The organism is Porphyrobacter sp. THAI-01a (assembly GCF_056868655.1).
In genome coordinates this window covers 1,245,738-1,261,881 of the sequence record NZ_CP180579.1, presented here as the reverse complement: position 1 = coordinate 1,261,881, position 16,144 = coordinate 1,245,738, and the positions used below count along the sequence as shown (strand labels likewise).

The 16,144-nt window shown below is 68.7% G+C and carries 18 protein-coding genes; 5 read left to right on the top strand and 13 right to left on the bottom strand.

Going from position 1 to position 16,144, the window contains the following annotated elements; genetic code table 11:
• Positions 1-10 precede the first annotated feature (10 nt).
• From ACMX37_RS06140 to ACMX37_RS06120, 5 genes are all read left to right on the top strand, one after another.
• The gene (locus ACMX37_RS06140; RefSeq protein ID WP_483147981.1) at positions 11-862 is read left to right on the top strand and encodes a hypothetical protein; all 852 of its coding nucleotides are present in this window, start codon (positions 11-13) and stop codon (positions 860-862) included.
• A 43-nt stretch (positions 863-905) separates the two neighbouring features.
• Positions 906-2,387 (top strand): DUF4403 family protein, encoded by a 1,482-nt coding sequence (locus tag ACMX37_RS06135; protein WP_483147980.1) that lies wholly within the window; start codon positions 906-908, stop codon positions 2,385-2,387.
• 76 nt (positions 2,388-2,463) lie between these two features.
• Positions 2,464-3,822: an amidase family protein gene (locus ACMX37_RS06130; protein ID WP_483147979.1), complete on the top strand. Its 1,359-nt coding sequence runs from the start codon at positions 2,464-2,466 to the stop codon at positions 3,820-3,822.
• A 23-nt stretch (positions 3,823-3,845) separates the two neighbouring features.
• Complete coding sequence (locus ACMX37_RS06125; protein ID WP_483147978.1) at positions 3,846-4,610, top strand: PepSY domain-containing protein; 765 nt, start codon at positions 3,846-3,848, stop codon at positions 4,608-4,610.
• Positions 4,611-4,618: 8 nt separating this feature from the next.
• A complete protein-coding gene (locus tag ACMX37_RS06120; RefSeq protein ID WP_483147977.1) occupies positions 4,619-5,263 on the top strand; it encodes a trimeric intracellular cation channel family protein in 645 nt (214 codons plus the stop codon).
• Positions 5,264-5,280: 17 nt separating this feature from the next.
• Here ACMX37_RS06120 and ACMX37_RS06115 read toward each other — a convergent pair whose 3' ends face one another.
• From ACMX37_RS06115 to rpsE, 13 genes are all read right to left on the bottom strand, one after another.
• A complete protein-coding gene (locus ACMX37_RS06115; RefSeq protein WP_483147976.1) occupies positions 5,281-6,189 on the bottom strand; it encodes a hypothetical protein in 909 nt (302 codons plus the stop codon).
• A gap of 206 nt (positions 6,190-6,395) precedes the next feature.
• Complete coding sequence (locus ACMX37_RS06110) at positions 6,396-6,938, bottom strand: hypothetical protein (protein ID WP_483147975.1); 543 nt, start codon at positions 6,936-6,938, stop codon at positions 6,396-6,398.
• A 148-nt stretch (positions 6,939-7,086) separates the two neighbouring features.
• Positions 7,087-8,517: a serine hydrolase domain-containing protein gene (locus ACMX37_RS06105; RefSeq protein ID WP_483147974.1), complete on the bottom strand. Its 1,431-nt coding sequence runs from the start codon at positions 8,515-8,517 to the stop codon at positions 7,087-7,089.
• A 90-nt stretch (positions 8,518-8,607) separates the two neighbouring features.
• Positions 8,608-9,027: a 50S ribosomal protein L17 gene (rplQ, locus tag ACMX37_RS06100; protein ID WP_483147973.1), complete on the bottom strand. Its 420-nt coding sequence runs from the start codon at positions 9,025-9,027 to the stop codon at positions 8,608-8,610.
• 118 nt (positions 9,028-9,145) lie between these two features.
• Positions 9,146-10,201, bottom strand: a complete 1,056-nt coding sequence (locus ACMX37_RS06095; RefSeq protein ID WP_285709048.1) for a DNA-directed RNA polymerase subunit alpha — start codon at positions 10,199-10,201, stop codon at positions 9,146-9,148.
• A gap of 127 nt (positions 10,202-10,328) precedes the next feature.
• Positions 10,329-10,718 (bottom strand): 30S ribosomal protein S11, encoded by a 390-nt coding sequence (rpsK, locus tag ACMX37_RS06090; protein WP_017666383.1) that lies wholly within the window; start codon positions 10,716-10,718, stop codon positions 10,329-10,331.
• A gap of 55 nt (positions 10,719-10,773) precedes the next feature.
• Positions 10,774-11,142 carry a 30S ribosomal protein S13 gene (gene rpsM / locus ACMX37_RS06085; RefSeq protein WP_017666382.1) on the bottom strand — a complete coding sequence of 123 codons (369 nt, stop codon included), beginning with the start codon at positions 11,140-11,142 and terminating at the stop codon, positions 10,774-10,776.
• A gap of 260 nt (positions 11,143-11,402) precedes the next feature.
• A complete protein-coding gene (locus tag ACMX37_RS06080; protein ID WP_483147972.1) occupies positions 11,403-12,281 on the bottom strand; it encodes an SRPBCC family protein in 879 nt (292 codons plus the stop codon).
• A gap of 76 nt (positions 12,282-12,357) precedes the next feature.
• Positions 12,358-13,005, bottom strand: a complete 648-nt coding sequence (locus tag ACMX37_RS06075) for an adenylate kinase (RefSeq protein ID WP_483147971.1) — start codon at positions 13,003-13,005, stop codon at positions 12,358-12,360.
• Positions 13,006-13,108: 103 nt separating this feature from the next.
• Complete coding sequence (gene secY, locus ACMX37_RS06070; RefSeq protein WP_483147970.1) at positions 13,109-14,473, bottom strand: preprotein translocase subunit SecY; 1,365 nt, start codon at positions 14,471-14,473, stop codon at positions 13,109-13,111.
• A 183-nt stretch (positions 14,474-14,656) separates the two neighbouring features.
• Positions 14,657-15,181 (bottom strand): 50S ribosomal protein L15, encoded by a 525-nt coding sequence (gene rplO / locus ACMX37_RS06065; protein WP_483147969.1) that lies wholly within the window; start codon positions 15,179-15,181, stop codon positions 14,657-14,659.
• Between the two features lie 71 nt (positions 15,182-15,252).
• Positions 15,253-15,429: a 50S ribosomal protein L30 gene (rpmD, locus tag ACMX37_RS06060; RefSeq protein WP_017665127.1), complete on the bottom strand. Its 177-nt coding sequence runs from the start codon at positions 15,427-15,429 to the stop codon at positions 15,253-15,255.
• A 6-nt stretch (positions 15,430-15,435) separates the two neighbouring features.
• On the bottom strand, positions 15,436-16,143 hold the full coding sequence (rpsE, locus tag ACMX37_RS06055; RefSeq protein WP_088914637.1) for a 30S ribosomal protein S5: 708 nt from the start codon (positions 16,141-16,143) through the stop codon (positions 15,436-15,438).
• Position 16,144 lies beyond the last annotated feature (1 nt).

Here is a 16,144-nt window from a genome sequence, read left to right as displayed (position 1 = left end):
GAACCGGGGGGTGAGCGCGCGCGCGTCCGATCGCTGGCGGCTCACCCTGCCCCTTGCTGTCCCGTCCGTCGGCGGGCTGGCCTACCTTGCCGCCTTCGATGCGCCCGCGCGGCTGATTGCCGTCAATGCCGGGGCACTGGCCTTGGCGCTTGCCTGGGTGATGTTCGGGCGCCTGCCGCAAAGGCAGGTAGCGCGACTTGCGCTGGGCGGCGGCGCGGCGCTGGCGCTGTTCCTTCCGCTGCTGACGGGACCGGAGATCGGCGGGGTGGCACGGTGGCTGCCTGCAGGTCCCGTGAGCCTGCATTCGGGTGCGCTGCTGCTGCCCACGATAGCCGTCATCGCCGCGCGGGAACGGGCGTGGGGTCCGCTCCTGCTGGCGTTTGCGGGTGCGGCGCTGGCGCTGCAACCGGATGCGGCGGCACTGGTGGCGCTCGCCGCCGCGAGCGCGGTGCTGGGCGTGTTCCACCGGAGCATCGCCTTCGCCTGTGTGGCCGCGGGCGCATCGGCGATGGCTGCCCTCACATTCGGTGCGGGGACGCTGGAACCGCAGGTCTTCACCGAGAACGTCCTGCCCCATGTCGCCGGACGCTCCGCGCTCCGCGCCGCCGCCCTCGCACTGATGCTCTTCGTGCTTCCGCTCTGGCACCTCGTCGTCAATCCGCAGGCCGGGCGGAGCGAAGGGCTGGCGCTCGCCGCCCTGCTCGTCGCTCTCGGCGCGATGGCGGTGATCGCACCCTTCCCCTACCCGCTGATCGGCTACGGCGCGGCGCCGATCCTCGGCTTCGGTCTGGCGCTGGGGGCAAGCCGCGGCATGGCACAGGGCCAGCCGCTCGGGGAAGACGGCTTTCGCGCAGGTGCCTGAGCGGCTAAGGGAAAGCAGGGTCAGCGGGGCAGGAGAGAAGGCCGTGGGAGCGCTGCGCAGGGTCGCGATGGCTGCCGCTCTGGCGCTGCTCGCCGCCTGTTCCGGCGCGGCCGAGCGCCCGCCTGCCGCTCCGCCCCGCGCCACCGACCGGATCGTCCTGCCGCAGGAGCCCTCGGAGATCGCGGTCGATCTCAAGGTCGACCTTGCCGATCTCGAGCGCGCGCTCGAACGCGAGATACCGCGCCGCCTGTGGGCCATCGACCGCCCGGGAAGCGAATGCGTCGCCCCGAAGAAGGTCGATCTGGCGCTGTTCAAGGTGAAGTCGCCGAAGATCGAGTGCCGCATCGTCGGCGAGGTCACGCGCGGCCGTCTGCGGCTCGGAGGAAGCGGACGGACGATCCGCGTGACCATGCCGATCAGGGGCACGCTGGCGGCGCGTGACGTCGCGGGGATCTTCAAGGGCGAGACCGGGACGGGCGCCGCCGAAGTCGCCCTGTCGCTGCATTTCGATGTCGATCGGAACTGGCGCATCAAGGGCGATACCCGCATCGACTACAGCTGGAGCAGGGAACCGGGGATCGACTTCCTCGGCCGGCGCATCACCTTCACCACCGAGGCCGACCGCGAGCTTGCGCCCGTCAAGCGGGACATCGAGCGGACCCTCTCGCGCGAACTGGCGCGGCTGCCGCTCAAGGCCCTGGCGCAGCAGGGCTGGACCGAGGCGCACCAGGTCTTGTCGATCAACCGCGAGAACCCGGCTGTGTGGGGCCGGCTGACCCCGCGGCAGTTCCGTTACGGCGGTTACGAGGTAGCCGGTCGCACGCTTACCCTGCGGCTCGGCCTCGATGCGGGCCTCGAAACCTTCGTCGGCATCGCACCGGACCGCATCTCCCCCGGCCCTCTCCCTCCGCTCGCACCGCGCGACAAGACCGTCCGTTCCTCGGTGCTGCACGTGCCGGTGGTGGCCGATTACGCCGTGCTCGAACCGGTCATCGCCAGGGCTCTGGCCAAGCGCGCGCAGCGGCCGTTCCAGATCGAGGACTACGGCTCGGTCCGAGCCAGCTTCGAGAACATCACCGTCTACGGCACCACCGGCGGACGGATCGCGGTCGGCGGGCGGTTCGCGGCGACCGCGGACCTGCCGCTCATCAAGGCGGCGAGCGGCACGATCTGGCTGACCGCCCGCCCAGCTAACGCGCCCGGATCGCGCGCGGTGCGCTTCAACGAGGTGACCATCGCGGGGGAGACCGACATCGTCGGTCAGGATTTCCTCTTCGCGCTCGCCAATTCGCCGGAATTCCAGGGGGCCATCACCGATGCGCTCGCGCAGAACTTCGAGAATGACTTCGCCAAGCTGAGAGCCAAGATCGACCGCGCGCTGACGCGGCCTGCGGGCCGGCTGACGGAGACCCGCATCACGCTGGAAAACGTCCAGACCGGGGTCATCAGCGCCCATGGCGAGGGCCTCTACCTCCCCGTCGACCTGACGGTGCGGATCACCTCGCGGCTGCGCAGCCTGAATTGAACAGCATTCCTGCGCGGCGGGGTTCCGGTGCGCGGCAGGGCCGGTTAGCATGCCGGTAGCAAACCTGGAGCAACGCATGGCCTATCCGAAACTCACCGACAAGGCGGGTGCGCTCGCGACCAGCGCCGCCGTGCGCGCAGGGAAGATGAGGGTCGCCGAAGCGGTCGATGCCGCCATCGTCCGGGTCGAGAAGCTCGACTGCGAGATCGATGCGCTGGCCGTGCCCAATTTCGAGGCTGCCTATGCCGAGGCCCGCGCGCTCGATGCCGCCGGGCCGCGCGACGACCAGCCGCTCTACGGCGTTGCGATGACGATCAAGGAGAGCTTCGACGTCGCGGGGCTCCCCACCACCTGGGGCCATCCGCAGTTCCGCGACAAGCCCGCGCCGCGCGATGCGCTGCTGGTGCGGCGGCTGAAAGCGGCGGGCGCGATCGTCATCGGCAAGACCAACGTGCCGGTCGACCTCACCGACTGGCAGAGCTTCAACCCGGTCTATGGCCGCACGCGCAATCCGCACGATCCGGAGCGTTCCCCCGGCGGCTCCTCGGGCGGGAGCGCCGCGGCGGTGGCGAGCGGGATGGTGCCCTGCGACTACGGGACGGACATCGGCGGATCGGTGCGGGTGCCGGCGCATTTCTGCGGCGTCTGGGGCCACAAGACGACCTGGGGCCTCGTCCCCAAGCACGGGCACGATCACCCCGCGATGAGCCGCCGCGAGGGCTTCCTCGCCGCTGCCGACGGCCCTCTCAGCATCGCAGGCCCCCTCGCCCGCAATCCGGGCGACCTTGCCGTGCTGGTCGAGGTCGGCGCGGAGGTGCCGCTGCGCCGCCGCCCCAAGCCGCTGAAGGAATGCCGCCTGCTGGCGGTCACGCAGCTGCCCGGCGCACCGGTCGATGCCAGTGTGCTGGAGCCGACCGAGGCCGCGCTCGAAACGCTCGCGCGCGCGGGGGTGCGGATCGACCGCGCGAGCGACCTTCTCCCCGATCAGGCGGTGCATTACCGCAGCTATCTCAAGATGATGAATATCACCATGTCGGGCGGCGCCCCCGCCCCCGACGGCAAGCGCGCCACCGCGACCGACTGGTTCGGGCTGATGAACGCGCAGGCGACCTGCATGGCCCAGTGGGAGGCGCTGTTCGCCACATACGACTTCGTCCTCGCCCCGCCCGCCCCGGTGCTCGCCGTGCCCCATGCCGACAAGGCGGTGTTCCGCGGGACGCTGACCATCGACGGGCAGGAGGAACCGGGCGGGAGCGGCCTCGTGTGGTCCGGCATGGCGACATTTCCCGGCCTGCCATCGACCGTCCTGCCCATCGGGTCGGGCACCTATCTCGGGGCCGAGCTGCCCTGCGGGATGCAGGTCATCGGGCCGCGCTGGGCCGATCTCGACTGCATCGCCGCCGCCGAGGCGATCGGGAACATCTTGCACGGCTGATCGCGCTTCGTCATGGCGCGGGGATGAAGCTTCTCTCCATGCGCTCCCTTGCCAAGTGGCACATCTGGCTCGGCTGGCTGGTCGGCGTGCCGATCGCCATGTGGCTGGCGACCGGCCTCGTCATGGTGGCGCGCCCCATCGACACGGTGCGCGGCGATCACCTCCGCCGCGAGATGCCCGCAAGCCCCCTCGTGCTTCCCGGCAGCACCCTTGCCGCGCCCGAGGCGGGCCTCAAGGAGATGCGCGTCACGATGCAGGACGGGCGCGCGGTCGCGATCCTGACGACGCTCGACGGTGCCACGCGGCGGGTCGACTTCGCGACAGGGGCCGCGCTCCCGCCGCTCGACGCCGCAGCCGCACGGGCTCTGGTGGCCGAGAGGATCGTGAGCGGGGAGAAGGTCGCGCGCGTCACGCTCTTCCCCGCAGAGCACACCCCGTTCGATTTCCGCCGCGCGCTGGCGGTGTGGCAGGTGGCGCTGGCGGACGGCACCAATGTCTATGTCGGGCGCGACACCGGCGAGATCGAGGCGGTGCGCACCCGCTGGTGGCGCGCCTTCGACCTTGCCTGGGGCTTGCACATCATGGACCTCTCCGAACGCGAGGACACCAGCCATCCGGTGCTGATCCTCTTCGCCGCGCTCTCGCTGACCGGCGCGCTGATCGGCTGCGTGCTGATGTTCCGCCGCCGCAAGGCGCGGCCTTCCGCCAAGCGTGACCCGAGCTATGTCGCAATGGAGACCCTTCCCAGCGACAGCGTGAAGTTCGACTTCGACGGCGACTTGAACTGATCGGCCCGATGACCCCCACCGTCCTCACTCCGATCCTCGACCTGCTCGACCTGGCGGGCATCGCCCTCTTCGCGCTGTCGGGCGCGGTGCTGGCGGCGCGCCTCAGGCAGACCTTCGTGACGATGGCCTTTTTCGCGCTCGTCACCGGCGTCGGTGGAGGCACGGTGCGCGATCTACTGATCCGCGCGCCGGTGTTCTGGATCGACGATCCCTGGGTCGCCGCCGTGTGCCTCGGCACCGCGCTGATCGCGTGGTTCACGCCTGTGCGCTGGTGGGAGGGCAAGGGCTTCGACTACGCCGACGGCGCGGGCCTTGCCGCCTATGCCGTGCTCGGCAGCGCCAAGGCACTCGCCTACGGCATCCCGCCGGTGCCCGCGGCGCTGATGGGCGTCATCACCGGCTGCGTCGGCGGCATCATCCGCGACGTCGTGGCGGGGCGTCCCTCGATCATCATGAGCCCCGAACTCTACGTCACCCCCGCGGCCCTCACCTCGGCGCTGTGCGTGGCGGGGATGCTCGCCGCGCCGCTGCTTGGTCTTGCCGATGCCACTGCATGGGCGCTCGCCTTCGTCTGCGGCTTCGCGCTGAGGAGCGCCGCGATCCGCTGGGAATGGGGCCTGCCGAGCTATGGCGGGGACCGGGAGGGGCACTGAGGCCCCACCCGCCTGTGTCAGCCGCCGATATCGCCGTCGATCGTCTCGGGGATCACCTCGCCGGGGATCGGGCCGCCGGGATAGGGAGGCATGGCCGCGCCCGGCGCCGGACGCACCGCCCTGCCCTGCGGCACCCGCGCGACCTGGACCGTGGTCTCGCTCACCGCGATGTCGGGCCGCACCGTCCCGCCGACCCGCGCACGGGCATCGGCGTAGAAGGCATCGTCGAACTGGCCGTCCGCGCGCGGCAGGGCCGGAGCGCCGCTCCCGCCCAAGCCGACGCCGGAAAAGCCCCGCCCGTAGGCGATGCCGTCAATCTGGCCGCTGTTGCCGATCCGGCACTGGAACGCGGAGCCATCATAGAGCGCCCCGCTCACCCGCCACCCGGCCCCGGTGCGCTCGACATTGTCGACCGTATCGACCCGCACGTCACGCTCGATCCGGTCAAGACAGATGTTGACCGCGTTATCGAGACCCGATGCGCCGGTCCCGCGCGGGGCCAAGCGGCGATCGTCGCGGCGGTCCCAGTTGCGCTCGCGATCCCAGTCGCGATCGCGGAAATCGGCATCGCGCTCGACGATCACCACGTCACGGTCGCGGTGGCGGCGGTTGTTGGCATTGGCGATGGCGATGGCGCCGCCGATGATCGCCGCGCCGATCAGCACGTCGCCGCCATCGATGCGGTTGCGGCGCCAGCCGCGCCCGCCCCAGCCCCCGCCCCAGCCGCAGCGGCGCCCCCAGCCCCAGCCGCAGCGGCGCCATTCGGCACTGTCGGCGGCGGGATCGAAGCGGCTGTGGGCAAGCACGGCGGAAGGGCTGCCCAGCGCCGGCGTTGCGGAAAGCGGCGCAGCGGCGGCGGGCGCGGAAACAAGGGTGGTGCCGGCAAGCGCACCCGCAATCAGGGCCGCGCGAAACATCAGAGCCATTGCTGCTCTCTCCTGTCGATGTTGAGGCCCCCACCAAGGCCGGATGCGGACGAGACTAGCCGTGCGAGGCTTGCGCTGGGCTGAACCGCCAGAGGTGCCACGAAACGAAGCCGCCCCGCCAGCGAGTGGAACGCTGACGGGGCGGCAAGGATGTGCGCGGGACGATAAGGCAGGAGACCCGCGCGCGAGGGGAAAGGGTTGCGGGATCAGCGCAGGCCGCGGATGCCGTCGAAGTCGACCAGCGGCGCGCCGCGTCCGTCGATGCGGCAGGTGAAGCGCCCGCGGTCGCTGCGGTTCCAGCCGCCGCCGACATCGATCCGGCCGCGCACGCGGAACCCGTCGCGGGTGCGGTCGATGTCGCGCACATCGATCACGTCGGCGAAGCGGTAACCGCCGAAGCGCCGGGCCTGGTTCTCGGCGGCGCGCACGCAGCGGTCGACAGCGGCGCGCGGACCACCGGCGAAGCCCCAGCCGCCGCGATCCCAGTCGCCGCGGCGATCCCAGCGGTCGCCGCGGAAATCGCGCCGGTCCCAGCGGTCGCGATCGCCGTCGAAAGCGCCCGCGAGCGCCGCGATGCCGCCGATCACCACCGCCCCGGCGATGATCTCGCCCGCGCTGATGCCGTCACGGTCGCGGTCACGCGCCATGGCAGGGGCCGCCGAGGCCGCGGTGAGCGCAGTGGCCGCGACCGCGCCGAGCACGAGCCGGGCCGATTTGCCGGAGGCCAGCCGGTTGGTCGTGGTGGTCATCGTAAGGGTCCTCGTCCATCACCCGGAGGCGGGATTGCCGCAGGTGTCGAGGCCGTTTTGCGCGATTCGGGGTGTGGCGAAGCTGAATCGGGATGTCAGGTATTGTTAAGTTTATTTCCCACTTTGATGAACAGCTCGCCGCAAAGGGCTACTCTTCCAGAGCCGCCAGAACGTCGCGCGTAAAGGCCGCGATGTCGAAGCCCGAGCCTGCCGGGTCCTCGCCCCGGCGCACGATCACGACCTTCCGCGAGGGCACGATCACCACATATTGTCCGCGATTGCCGATGGCGGCGAAGGTGTCGGGCGGCACGCCCTCCTCGCGGTTCAGCAGCCAGAACCCCGCGCCATAGCCAAAGGTGCCGGTGGGTGGCTGCGGCCCGCTGGGGGTGGTGACATACTTCACCCAGCCCTCGGGCAGGATGCGCTTGTTGTTCCAAACCCCGTCTTCGAGATATAGCTGGCCGAGCCTCGCCAGATCCTCCGCCGTCGCCCAGACTTGCGAGGAGAGGATGTAGTCGCCCTGCCAGTCTGTCTCGGCCACCGTTCCCTTCATGCCCAGCTCTGCAAGGAACCTGGCGGGAGGATTGGCTTCGAAGGTGCCCCTGATGGCAGCCACGGCAGCAAGCGTGTCGTTATTGGCGTAGCGGAAGGTGCTGCCCGGTGCCGCAATCAGCGGCCAGTCGAGCGCGACCTCCGCGACGGTAGCCCCGCCGAAATAGAGCGGATCGGTGCGGTTGCCTGGCGTGTCGGAGTAGCGGCCCGAAGCCATGCGCAGCAGATGATCGATGGTGATCGCCCGGCGCGGGTCAGTGTCGGACAGGCCCAGCCCCGCCGAAGCATTCACGTCCGCTTCCCCGCGCTGCACCGCCGCCCCGACCAGCGTCGCGGCGATGCTCTTGGCGACCGACCAGGTGCGCTGCGGGGTCGCTTCCGAGAAGCCGTCGGCATAGAACGTGGCATTGAAATCACGTGAGCCGTCGGGATGGAAGCTGCGGACGACAAGCGCCGTGGTGCGCGCGCCCTTGCCGTAGGTTTCGGTGCGCGTGTGGTCGAGCGCCTTGGCGGCGAGGACTATCACCTGCCTGCCGCGATCATCCACCGGCCGGCGGATGCGCCCGCGGGATTTGCCGCTGTCGGCCGACGGCTGCTGCGCCGCGGTTGCCGGGACGGTCTGCGCGGGCTCCGCCGGAAGCGACTGTTCGGGCGCGCCAAGAGGCCGGACCGCGCAGCCTGTGTCGGCCCCGCCATAGACGGCGACCCGCGCGGGCATGTCCTCGGCCCAGCGCACCTGCACCTCGGCGATCTGGCCGGAAGGGCGGCGCAGGATCGTGTGCGGCAGGTCGCCGATCACGGCCGCCTGCGGCGACTGAATGCCCGACAGCTCCCAGGCCGCGACGCTCTCGGGCGTGCGGATCGCGCCGTTGCGCTCGGCATTGGCGATGGCGCTGCACAGCATCAGCGCCTTGTACCCAGCCGCAAGCGCGCGCTCGTAGCGGGCGTCGAGCGCCTCCTGCTGGTTTTGGGCGGAGGCGGCGACGGCGAGGAGCAGCGCGGCGGCTGCGAAGGCGGTGCGGATCATGGCGCGCAACCTATCTGGCCGCCCACAAAAGGAAAGGGCCGGAAGCGTTACCGCCCCGGCCCATCGCTTGTTTTCGAAGAGGCGCGTGTCTTACGCGTCTTCGTATTCTTCGTCAGACATGACCGGGCCGCTGTCCTGACCCTTGGCGTCTTCGTCGCGGTCGACGAGCTCGATGATCGCCATCTGCACCGCGTCGCCGGCGCGCACACCAGCGCGCAGCACGCGGGTGTAGCCGCCGTCACGGTCGGCATAACGGTCGGCGAGCACTTCGAAGAGCTTCTTGAGCTGCGCCTCGTCACCCAGACGAGCCATCGCCAGACGGCGGTTCGACAGGCCGCCACGCTTGGCCAGCGTGATCAGCTTCTCGACGTAGGGACGCAGTTCCTTCGCCTTGGGCAGCGTGGTGGTGATCTGCTCGTGCTTGATCAGCGCGGCGGCCATGTTGCGGAACAGGGCGTTGCGGTGACCCGTGCGGCGGCCCAGCTTGCGGCCCGAAATACCATGACGCATTGTAGTCTTCCTTCGTTCGAAAAGGGGCCGTTCGAGGTACCCCAGTGCCGGTGACTGTCAGGGCCGCCACCTTTGCCCTTGCGGTGAGCCCCCGCTTTCGCGAGGGCTCCCGAATTCATCAACCAAGCAGCTCCTGCTCGAGCTTCTTGGCCATTTCCTCGATGTTCTCGGGCGGCCAGCCCGGGATGTCCATGCCGAGGCGCAGGCCCATGCTCGAGAGCACTTCCTTGATCTCGTTGAGCGACTTGCGGCCGAAGTTCGGCGTGCGCAGCATCTCGGCTTCGGTCTTCTGGACCAGATCGCCGATGTAGATGATGTTGTCGTTCTTGAGGCAGTTGGCCGAACGCACCGACAGTTCCAGCTCGTCCACCTTCTTGAGGAGGTAGCGGTTGAGCTGGTTGGCGTCGCTTTCTTCCGGCTGCACGGCGTGGCCGATCATCTGGCCGACCGGCTGCGGGATGCCGTCCTCGAAGTGGACGAACAGCGTCAGCTGGTCCTGGAGGATGCGCGCGGCATAGGCCACGGCGTCTTCCGGAGTGACGGTGCCATCAGTCTCGACGGTCAGCGAGAGCTTGTCGTAGTCGAGCTCCTGCCCGACGCGGGCGTTCTCCACCTTGTAGCTCACCTGACGCACCGGCGAGTAGAGCGAGTCGACCGGGATCAGCCCGATCGGCGCATCGGCCGGACGGTTGGCGACGGCGGGCGAATAGCCCTTCCCGGTGTCGGCGGTGAGTTCCATGTTGAGCGTCGCGCCTTCGTCGAGGTGGCAGATCACGAGATCCTTGTTCATCACCTCGATGTCGCCGGTCACGGCGATGTCGCCGGCGCGAACTTCACCCGGGCCGGTGGCCGAAAGCTGGAGCCGCTTGGGGCCTTCGCCTTCCATCTTGAGCGCGATCTGCTTGACGTTGAGGACGATGTCGGTGACGTCCTCGCGCACGCCGGCCAGGCTCGAGAATTCGTGCAGCACGTTCTCGATCTTGATCGAGGTGATCGCGGCGCCCTGCAGGCTGGAGAGCAGCACCCGGCGCAGCGCGTTGCCGAGCGTCAGGCCGAAGCCCCGCTCGAGCGGTTCGGCCACGAAGGTCGCCTTGCGCTGACGATCGCCGCCATCCTTGATTTCCAGGGAGTTGGGTTTCTTGAGTTCCTGCCAGTTCTTGGTGTTGACGGACATGGATTTCCCCTAATTCGCCTTTCGGGCGTTTCAAACTTGGGCGGGCCGGATGCGCGGGCGCGAGGGGCGCGGACATCTGACCCGATCGGGCGGCGGAGGCGATACGCGCCCCCGCCTTCCCGGCGGATCAGACGCGGCGACGCTTGGACGGACGGACCCCGTTGTGCGGGATCGGGGTGACGTCGCGGATCGAGGTAATGTTGAAGCCCACGGCTGCAAGACCCCGCAGCGCGCTTTCACGGCCCGAACCCGGGCCCTTCACTTCGACCTCGAGGGTGCGCACGCCGTGTTCGGCGGCCTTCTTGCCGGCATCGTCGGCAGCGACCTGCGCGGCGTAGGGAGTCGACTTGCGGCTGCCCTTGAAGCCCATCATGCCGGCGGACGACCACGAGATGGCGTTGCCCTGCGCGTCGGTGATGGTGATCATGGTGTTGTTGAAGCTGGCGTTGATGTGCGCCACGCCGCTGGTGATGTTCTTCTTGTCACGGCGCCGGATACGGCCTGGTTCGCGTGCCATTCTCTATATTCCTCTAGCTCGTCAGAAGGAAAAAGCGGGAGCCCGAAGGCCCTGCTTACTTCTTCTTGCCCGCGATGGGCTTGGCCTTGCCCTTGCGGGTGCGGGCGTTGGTGTGGGTGCGCTGGCCGCGGACGGGCAGGCCCGAACGGTGACGCAGGCCGCGATAGGCGCGCAGGTCCATCAGGCGCTTGATGTTCATCGCAGTCTGGCGACGCAGGTCGCCTTCGACGGTGAAATCAGCATCGATGGTTTCGCGGATGCGCAGGATTTCCTCGTCGGAGAGATCCTGCACGCGCGCGGTGTGCGCGATGCCCAGCTTGTCAGCGATCTGGACGGCGGTGGTACGGCCGATCCCGTGAATATAGGTCAGCGCGATGATCACGCGCTTGTTGGTGGGGATATTGACCCCGGCAATACGAGCCACTTATTTCTCCATGCTCCACAGGGGCTTGGTGGTCCTTGAAGGGACACCCCTATCTCAACGCGACATTCATTCCCATGCCCGCCTGCCGAGCGCAGGTGCGCAAACGGCAAAAAGTCCGGTCGGCACGCGCAAGGGCGATGCCTGCCGAACTTGCTTCGAACATGTCGAATGAGCCGCGCGCATAGGCCGATTCGCCCCGCAGGTCAACCGCAACGGGCATATCCGCGCAAGAGGCGCAAGCGGCCCGTGCTCCGGGGCGTTCAGCGCGGCGGCTTTTCGCCGAGATCGCTGAAGGCCTCGTCGACAGAAGGGGCCTTGGTCGCCGGCTTGGAGGCCGGCTTGTCAGCGGGCTTCGCGACCGGAGCGGGCGCCGGCGCGGGGCCCGGTGTCGGCTTGATCCCGGGCAGGGTGACGGGCGTCCCGGCCTTCGCCGGACCGGGTGCAGGCGCAGGCTTCGCCGCCGCCGCAGGGGCAGGCGCGGGCGTCGGACCAGGCTTCGCCCCGCCCTTCCCCGCAGGCTCCGGGCTGGCTTCGGCCGGCGTCTCGGCGGCAGGCCGCGGCGCAGGGGCAGGCATGGCAACGACGCCCAGCGGCTTGGCCAGGGCGCCGATCTGGGCCCCCATCACTCCGTCGACGGCCTTGGAGATCACCGCCACCTCGTAACGCATCGGGCCGCCGACGTTGTACTCCCACAGGATTCGCGTGCCCTTGGGCGTGGTGCTGATTGCAACCGTGAGCACGCCCGTCACCGGCTCGCTCTGGAGCGGCCCGAGACTGCCAACCATCCGCAGCGCGCGCTCGGGATAGGCCTGCACGACCCGCATGTGCTCGACGCTGCCCTCGAGCGTGAAGCGTCCCGGCTCGTCGACTTCGGGAATGGTCTCGCAGAAGCACCCGCCCGCCTTGGGCATGAGCGAGAGGTTCTTCGATTCCCCGGACCAGGTGTGCTCCGACTGCCACCATCCGGCGGGCGAGATCAGGGCGAGCCACACGTCCTTGGGGCTCGCCTCGACCACCACCTCGTGGCGGGTAACAAAGCTGTGCTCGTCCGCGCGGACTACCTCGGCACCGGCCGGACCGGCGGCCGCGAGCACGGACAGGCCGAACGCGCCCGCGCAGGCCCTCGAAAGCTGCTTCATGGCAAGACCCTCCCTTGCGATCATCGCCCGAGGCTGCGGCAAATGCGGCGGAGAGACAAGGCCCCCGGCGCTGTAATCAGCCCTTGAGGATGGCGTCGATCTGGCCCGCGACCGTGTCGATCGCAGCCATGCCGTCGATGCGGGTGACGATCCCGCGCGCCTCGTAGCCCGGCAGGATCGGCGCGGTCTTGGCGCGGTATTCGGCCATGCGGGTGCGCACGGTCTCCTCGTTGTCGTCCGGCCGGCGCTTGAACTCGGTGCTGCCGCAGGCATCGCACACGCCCGGCGTCGTGGGCGGGTTTGCGGTGTCGTGATAGAGCGCGCCGCAGTTGCCGCAGGAGAAGCGGCCGGTGATGCGTTCGACCAGCGCGTCCTCGTTCACCTCGAGTTCGATCACGTGGTCGAGCACCCGGCCGTTCTTGGCGAGGATGGCATCGAGCGCATCGGCCTGTGCGGCGGTGCGGGGATAGCCGTCGAAGATCGCGCCGGTCTCGGGCGCCATCGCGGCGAGTTCGGCGTCGATCAGGTCGGAGACGATCTCGTCCGAGACCAGCTCGCCGCGCTCCATGACTTCCTTCGCGCGCAGCCCGACGGGAGTGCCCGCCTTGACCGCGGCGCGCAACATATCGCCGGTGGATAGCTGGCGCATCCCGTGACGTTCGACCAGGCCCGCACTCTGCGTCCCCTTGCCGGCGCCGGGAGGGCCAAGAAGAATGATGTTCACGAACCGTCCCCCAATATCGCCGCGGGTCGCTGCCCGGCGCGTTCTTTCAGACTTACGGGTTCAACCAAGTGCCAAGGCGCGTCAAGCCGACTAATGTCGTATATCAGCGCATCCGGCCCTTGAGCTTGGCCTTCTTGATGAGGTCGCCATATTGCAGCGCCAGAAGGTGAGACTGGATCTGGCTGATGGTGTCGACCGTGACGTTGACGACGATCAGCAGGCTGGTGCCGCCGAGGAACAGCGGGATGCCCGTCTGCGCGATCATGTATTCCGGCAGCACGCAGACCAGGGTCAGGTAGAGCGCGCCCACCACCGTGATGCGGGTGAGGACATATTCGAGATAGTCCGCCGTGCGCTTGCCCGGGCGGATGCCTGGGATCGAGCCGCCGTTCTTCTTCAGGTTGTCCGCCGTCTCCTCGGGGTTGAAGACCACCGCAGTGTAGAAGAAGCAGAAGAAGATGATCCCGATCGCGTAGAGCGTCATGTAGAGCGGCTGCCCATGCGCCAGATACTGGTTGAGCGCCTGGAGCACGGTGTAGAACCCGCTCTCGGTGTCGACCGAATTGCCGGCGAACTGGGTGATCGTCAGCGGCAGCAGCAGCAGCGAGCTGGCGAAGATCGGCGGGATCACGCCCGCGGTGTTGATCTTGAGCGGAAGGTAGGACCGCTCGGCCTGCATCATCCCGCGCTGCGTGGCGCGGCGGGGGTACTGGATCGTCAGGCGGCGCTGGGCGCGCTCCATGAAGGAAATGAGCAGGATCAGCCCGACCACCATCACGAGGAAGCCGATGATCACCACCGAGGAGATCGCGCCGGTGCGGCCGCCTTCGAAGAGGTTGGTGGCGAAGCTCGGGAACTGGGCGACGATGCCCGCCATGATGATCAGCGAAATGCCGTTGCCGATGCCGCGGCTGGTGATCTGCTCGCCCAGCCACAGCAGGAACATGGTGCCGCCGACGAGGTTAATCACCGCGACGATGCGGAACATGTAGCCCGGATCGACCACGGCCTGCAGGCCGTTCTGCGCGGCGAAGCTTTCGAGCCCCACGGCAAGGAAATAGCCCTGGATCGCGCACAGCAGCACCGCGCCGTAGCGGGTGTACTGGTTGAGCTTCTGGCGACCCGAGGCGCCTTCCTTCTTGAGCGCGGACAGCGTCGGGTGCAGCGCCGAGGCCATCTGCACCACGATCGAGGAGGTGATGTAAGGCATGACGCCCAATGCGATCAGGCTCATGCGCTCGAGGCTGCCGCCCGAAAAGGCGTTGAACAGGTCGAGGATGCCGCCGCGGGTCTGGTCGTAGAGTTCGGCGAGAACCAGCGGGTTGACGCCGGGCAGCGGCACGAAGCTGAGGAAACGGAAGACGATCAGCGCACCGATCGTGAACCAGATGCGCTGCTTGAGCTCGGTCGCCTTGGCGAAATTGCCCAGGTTCAGGTTGCTCGCGATATTGTCGGCGCGTGATGCCATGTCGTCGTGTCGATCCTAGCTCTTGGCCCGGCGGATCTGCCCCCATCAGGCACCGCGTGGACCCTGTCCTGCGCGCCCTTCCCTCGTCGGGACGCCCCGGGAGAAGGGGCAGGTCGGCGTGCGAGAGCGTAAATAGGGAGCGCGGGGGCTCTTGTCGAACCCCCGCGCGTCGCCTTTTGTCGATTACTTGGCCTTGGCGGCCTTGTTCGCCTCGCGCCGGGCGAGCTTCTTCTCGTGCTCGGGGGTCGGGGCGGGCGCCACTTCAACGCTGCCGCCGGCCTTTTCGACCGCCGCGATCGCGCCCTTGGTGGCACCGGTCACGGCGAAAGTAGCCTTGGCGGTGAAATCACCCTTGCCGAGCAGGCGCACGCCGTCCTTGCCGCCGCGCACGAGGCCCGCATTGCGCAGGGCTTCCTCGGTGATGGTGGCCTTGGCATCGAGCTTGCCGGCGTCGATGAACTTCTGAACCATGCCCACGTTCACCTCGGCATAGTCCTTGCCGAACGGATTGTTGAAGCCGCGCTTCGGCAGGCGCATGTGGAGCGGCATCTGGCCGCCCTCGAAGCCCTTGATGGCAACGCCCGAACGGGCCTTCTGGCCCTTCTGGCCGCGGGCCGAGGTCTTGCCCTTGCCCGAGCCGATACCACGGCCGACACGGACGCGGCCCTTGCGGGCACCGGCGTTGTCGCGGATGTCATTCAGTTTCATGTCGTGCACTCGCTTTCGCTTTTGTCGCGCTGAGAGAAAGGAAGGCCCCGACTAGCGGGGCCTGCCTGGATTTAGTCGATCACCTGCACCAGATGCGGGATCTTGGCGATCGCGCCGCGCACCTCGGGGGTGTCCTGACGCTCGACGATCTTGTGCATCTTGTTCAGCCCCAGACCGATGAGGATCTGGCGCTGGCTGGCGGGGCGACGGATCGGCGAGCCGATCTGCTTGATCTTGATGGTAGCCATTGAAGATTACTCCACGATCGCGGCAGCTTCGGCTTCCGCCTCGGCTGCGCTGGCCCCGCCCCGACCCAGGAGGTCGGCAACCTTCTTGCCGCGACGCTGGGCAACCGACTTCGGCGAAGTCTGGTCCTGCAGCGCGTCGAAGGTGGCGCGGATCATGTTGTAGGGGTTCGAGGTGCCGACCGACTTGGTCACCACGTCGGCAACGCCGAGACTCTCGAACACGGCGCGCATCGGACCGCCGGCGATGATGCCGGTCCCCGGAGGCGCGGTGCGCAGGGTCACCTTGCCCGCGCCGAAACGGCCATTGCCGTCATGGTGCAGGGTGCGGCCTTCCTTGAGCGGAACGCGGATCATCTTCTTGCGCGCCGAAGCGGTCGCCTTGGTGATCGCTTCCGGCACTTCGCGGGCCTTGCCGTGGCCGAAGCCGACGCGGCCCTGGCCGTCGCCGACCACAACCAGCGCAGCAAAGCCGAAGCGCTTGCCGCCCTTCACGGTCTTCGAGACGCGGTTGATGTGCACCAGCTTCTCGATGATGCCGTCATCTTCTTCCTGCTTGGGCCCGCGACGGTCGTCACGGCCACGCCCGCGGCCACGGCCCTCACCGCCTTCGCGGTTGCCGCCCCGGCCCCGTCCGCGACGGCCCTGGCTCTCGCCGGCGTCGCCGCCGATGTCGCCCGCCACGTCGACGGTGTCGATGGTGTTTTCGTCAGCCATT